Origin of the sequence: Microcystis sp. M53598_WE2 (genome assembly GCF_030067735.1) — a bacterium.
Taxonomy (GTDB): domain Bacteria; phylum Cyanobacteriota; class Cyanobacteriia; order Cyanobacteriales; family Microcystaceae; genus Microcystis; species Microcystis aeruginosa.
In genome coordinates this window covers 1-4,813 of sequence record NZ_JASJFE010000949.1, presented here as the reverse complement: position 1 = coordinate 4,813, position 4,813 = coordinate 1, and the positions used below count along the sequence as shown (strand labels likewise).

The following is a 4,813-nucleotide window of genomic DNA, read 5'->3' as shown; positions in this document are numbered from 1 at the left end:
TTCCTTCACTTAGACTAGCAAAACCTTGATTTTTAATCTGGAGAAAATCGATAGCGATCGCAAAAGTTAAAAGTGCTAAAGCGATGATTAAAATTTGGTAATAAGTTTGTCTTATTCGCCGCCAAAATGCTAAACCATAAATCAGAATTGCGAGGGCATAAACAGAGATAGTCAAGAATTTGGGAATATTAAAATAGAGGAGAATGATATGAATTCTGAAGATTTCATTGATGGCAAAAAGTCCCGTTATTATGCCAGAAAAAAGTAAAAAATTGTCAGAATTATTGAAACTTGTCTTGCGGGACAACAAAGTATAACTAAAAAGGCAAACAATCGGGGGCAGACAACAAAGCAATTGAAAAGAATGGGTTAATAAACCAGCGAGCGGAGTTGGGGGAGTAGCGGGAGGATAAAATAAAAGACTAGAGTGTAATTTTTCCCGATCAACCCCAGCAATCAAAGCTAAAATCAAGAGGAGAACGACAAGATTTATTTTCAGAAAATGCTGTTCTCGTGAGGACATAAGTATAGTAGTTTATAATTGTGGCTATTAACCACGGTATAATTCACAGAGTGCCGCTTTCTACAGGCTCGATCTACATACGGAAGCGCCAAGCATTTCCCTAATTGTGTTAAGGACAATTTTCTCGGTTTTCTATGCTCGATCAAAAAGAACTTTTGTGTTTATTACAATTGGCTAGTCCCATTTTACCCGTGGGGGCCTATAGTTATTCCGAAGGGCTAGAAACCCTCGTCGAAAAGGGGATTATCTCCAATAGTGCCAGCTTAAATGATTGGTTAGAGCGATCGCTTTGTCAAGGCTCGATTCGCTTAGAAACGGCTGTTTTGGTAAGGGTATATCGTTGTTTTTGTCAAGAGGATTTTACAAAACTTAATTATTGGGATAATTGGTTATCGGCAACGCGGGAAACGGCCGAATTAAGACAACAAAGCTGGCAAATGGGGCGATCGCTGTTAAACTTATTGCGGGAGTTAGCGCCGGCCAGAGATAATCTACCAGAACAGGCTAATTATGCCACCGCTTTTGCGATCGGGGCAAGTCATTGGCAAATTGGCGAAGAATTAGCGGTTTTAGGCTATTTACACAGTTGGGCAAGTAATTTAATCAATGCAGGATTGCGTTTAATTCCCCTAGGGCAAACCCTAGGACAATCCCTTCTGATCGGTTTACAGCCCAGTTTATTAACAGCAACAGCAGATATTATCAGTTTAGCCGATGAAAACCTGAGCAGTTGGAGTTGGGGGCTAAGTTTTGCCAGTATGAACCACGAAACCCAGTATAGTCGTCTATTTCGCAGTTAGAAATTAGCGATCAAATTTTTCACTATTTTCTGGGAGAATATGCAAGTCTCTAGGAGTCTCTCTCTTAGGTTCAAGCCTAGGGATAAGGTAAAAAACCGAATAAGGTATAGTAAGATTAAAAAAAATCTTAAGTCCTAGTTCTCGCTTTCTGAGTGACTAAGGGTTTTAAGGAAAGATGCGAACACTCTACCTAGCCACAGTGTACCAATGTTTAGTCAATCAGAAAAAATTCCCGTTTCGGTGTTGATTCCCGCCAAAAACGAGGAATCTAACCTTCCCGCCTGTTTAGAGAGTGTTGCTAGGGCTGATGAAGTGTTTGTCGTCGATTCCCAAAGTAGCGATCGCTCGATCGAAATATCTACAAACTATGGGGCTAATGTAGTCCAATTTTATTTTAATGGTCGTTGGCCGAAAAAGAAAAACTGGTCCCTCGATAATCTGCCTTTTCGCAATGAATGGGTATTAATCGTCGATTGTGATGAGAGAATCACCCCCGAACTATGGGACGAAATCGCCAGCGTGATCCAAGATCCCAACTATAACGGTTATTATCTCAATCGTCGCGTCTTCTTCCTCGGACAATGGATTCGTTATGGTGGCAAGTATCCCGACTGGAATCTGCGCTTATTTAAACATAAGTCGGGCAGATACGAGAATTTAAACACCGAAGATATCCCCAACACGGGAGATAACGAGGTTCACGAACACGTTATCCTCGATGGCAAGGTGGGATATCTGAAAAATGATATGCTGCACATCGATTTCCGCGATATCTATCATTGGTTAGAAAGACATAATCGTTATTCCAACTGGGAGGCGCGAGTTTATTACAATATTCTCACGGGTAATGACGAAAGCGGCACGATCGGAGCGAACCTGTTCGGTGATGCGGTGCAGAGAAAACGTTTTTTAAAGAAAATTTGGGTAAAATTGCCCTTTAAACCGCTGCTGCGCTTTATTCTCTTTTATGTTATCCGTCTCGGTTTCTTGGATGGCAAAGCTGGTTATATCTACGGTCGTCTTTTGAGTCAGTACGAATACCAAATAGGGGTTAAATTGTACGAATTACGGCAATTTGGCGGTAAATTAAACGTTAATGCCCATGCTAATCCCCCGGTTAAACCCTCGGAACCTCAACCCGCGGAAATGATTAAATAAGTCCTATGTCCCCAGAAATCCGCACCGATGAGGAAGCGTGGCTAGATCTGCGTACCTACGATCAATCTTGGTTTGAGCGCGGTCGTTCTCATCCGATTATCCTACTTTGGTGGTTAGTACAGGGAATTCTTTTTCCCCTCAGTTTGCACCAAATGGACAGCTTTCGCTGCGCTATTTTGCGACTATTCGGGGCTAAAATCGGCCTTGGGGTGAAAATTCGCCCGACGGCAAGGGTTACTTATCCTTGGAAAGTGGCGATCGGCGATTATACTTGGATTGGCGATGATGTGGTGATTTATAGTTTAGATAACGTTACCATCGGCAGTCATTGTGTGATTTCTCAAAAATGTTATCTTTGCACTGGCAGTCACGATCCCTGCGATCGCTCTTTCAGCTTAAAAACCACTCCCATCCTCATTGGTAATGGTACATGGATCGCGGCCGATTGTTTTTTGGCTCCGGGGGTAAAAATTGGCTCTAATGTTGTTATTGGGGCAAGAAGTAGTGTATTTGCCGATATTCCCGCTCAAAAGGTTGCTTGGGGCAGTCCCTGTCGTCCTCAATACGATAGAAAGATGAATTCTTATAGTAGTTAAGCTTACGAGGCATTTTATTATAATCAAAGCGCACCAATTTAATGATAAAGTTAGTGCGTGGCGTGCAGATTGTTGATTTTGTTTTTTTAACAGAATTGGTAGCCGCCTAATGCACCCTAGACAATCAGCGATTGCGCTCCCGTTTCGACAAATCCCGTACCTCTTCGACTAAATTCTCAATATCCACTCGGAAAACCGACTGGAGGCTAATAAATCAGCCATTTGTTCGGACCAAAGTCCAAAGTCTTGCTCCTAGGATGCCGTCATTGATTTATCTCCTTCTAAGCTCAATTAACATTATATTAATAATCCGCCAACAGTGAGTGCTTAAAAACGGATTTAGTATCATAATGTGTTGTTTTCTTGATTGTCTGAAGATTGAACACGAAAGGGAGGCGCAACATAATCGGAAGGTAAATAATTTTCGGGAATGGTTGTTGTATTTCCATCTCGTAGGGAGGTGTAACTGGGAGAGAGAATCTCAATCCCAGCTTCATTACACTTGTCTTGAATATTTTGATGGAGTTCTGAATAAATTATTACCATCAAATTGGGTTGGTTAGTGTAAGCGTTTAATTGATAACTGATGTAAAAATTATCTAGGCTAGTTTGCAGGACAAAAGGTGCGGGTTCTTTGAGAATATGCACAGTTTCTAGAGCAGCTTCAATTAAGGTTTTGTGGGCTTTTCGCCAAGGCAGATCGTACCCTAGGGTAATCGTTGTCTGAATAATTAGATTTCTGTTTAATTCCCGCGAGGAAATACTAAAGTTAATCACATTACTACTTAATAAAGATGAGTTAGGAATAGTAATGATTTTATTAGTGGGAGTGCAAATGCGAATGACTAGGAAGTTTTTTTCAATTAGATCGCCAATTACCTCTCCTACCTGAATGTGATCTCCGATGCGAAAGGCACGGGTATAGATAAGAATAATTCCCCCAATAACATTGGCGATCGCCGAAGTAGAACCAAGGGATAAAAGAAGACCTAGAAAAACAGAAACACCTCGGAAAGCAGGGGAATCAAAACCGGGCAAATAGGGAAAAGCAACTATTGCTGCTATGGCAATAATTATGACTAATAGGATATTGTAAGTCGGTTTAGCCCAATCAGTATAAAAACCAGGAATAACCAGATTTCCTCTTTCTATTGCTGTAAAAAAGGGCTTGATTAGCCCGATTAAGTAGTAGGTTATAAAAATGATTATGGCAATAATAAAGGCATTGGGAAGATATTGGCCAATGGACGATAAAACCAATTCTAATGATTGATAAAAATAACCTAAAATACTCTCGCCAAAAACTCTTGTCCAGGGAAATAAACGAAGTACAAATGTTGCATAATTAAATAATAATAAAAAGAGAACAAGTAAGCGAATTATCCGAAGAACTCGCAGCCAAAAAAAGCTTATATTAGAGGAAGATATAATCTCAACATTCCCGATTTGAATGCCCGGTGTCAAGGATTCAATCAAACGTCTAATAAAGGGAAATAGCTTCCCTGAAATTTTGATAACTGCAAAGCTAATAATCAAGAAAGCAAAGGTGGCTATAACCGTATAAATGATGTTCTTAAGTAGTTGTTCGGGTTTTCGATCTTGGCGATATTGAGCGATAGCAACCTGAATTTTTTGTAAAGCTTGTTGAGCTAAAACCTTCGGCGTTGAACGATAGGCTTTTGCATCTCGCTCCGTCACCGTTAGAATCACTTCTTGATCTACACTTAAATAAAGTG

General features: G+C 40.6%; 5 protein-coding genes and 1 pseudogene. 3 read left to right on the top strand and 3 right to left on the bottom strand.

Features of this window, described 5'->3' with window-relative positions:
• A partial coding sequence (locus tag PX636_RS19460) for a DUF8692 domain-containing protein (RefSeq protein ID WP_288118370.1) occupies window positions 1-523 on the bottom strand: 523 nt, incomplete at its 3' end.
• A 134-nt stretch (window positions 524-657) separates the two neighbouring features.
• Between PX636_RS19460 and PX636_RS19455 the strand changes: the two genes are divergently transcribed.
• The 3 genes from PX636_RS19455 (at window position 658) to hpsU (ending at window position 3,077) form a co-directional block, all read left to right on the top strand.
• Window positions 658-1,323, top strand: coding sequence for an urease accessory protein UreF (locus PX636_RS19455; RefSeq protein ID WP_147071920.1), 666 nt, complete (start codon window positions 658-660; stop codon window positions 1,321-1,323).
• Window positions 1,324-1,530: 207 nt separating this feature from the next.
• On the top strand, window positions 1,531-2,481 hold the full coding sequence (locus PX636_RS19450) for a glycosyltransferase family 2 protein (protein ID WP_004162949.1): 951 nt from the start codon (window positions 1,531-1,533) through the stop codon (window positions 2,479-2,481).
• Between the two features lie 5 nt (window positions 2,482-2,486).
• Window positions 2,487-3,077 (top strand): hormogonium polysaccharide biosynthesis acetyltransferase HpsU, encoded by a 591-nt coding sequence (hpsU, locus tag PX636_RS19445; RefSeq protein ID WP_004162948.1) that lies wholly within the window; start codon window positions 2,487-2,489, stop codon window positions 3,075-3,077.
• A gap of 127 nt (window positions 3,078-3,204) precedes the next feature.
• Here hpsU and PX636_RS22760 read toward each other — a convergent pair.
• Window positions 3,205-3,299 (bottom strand): annotated as a pseudogene (locus PX636_RS22760) (DUF29 family protein); the annotation flags it as partial.
• Window positions 3,300-3,422: 123 nt separating this feature from the next.
• A partial coding sequence (locus PX636_RS19440; protein WP_288118368.1) for a mechanosensitive ion channel family protein occupies window positions 3,423-4,813 on the bottom strand: 1,391 nt, incomplete at its 5' end.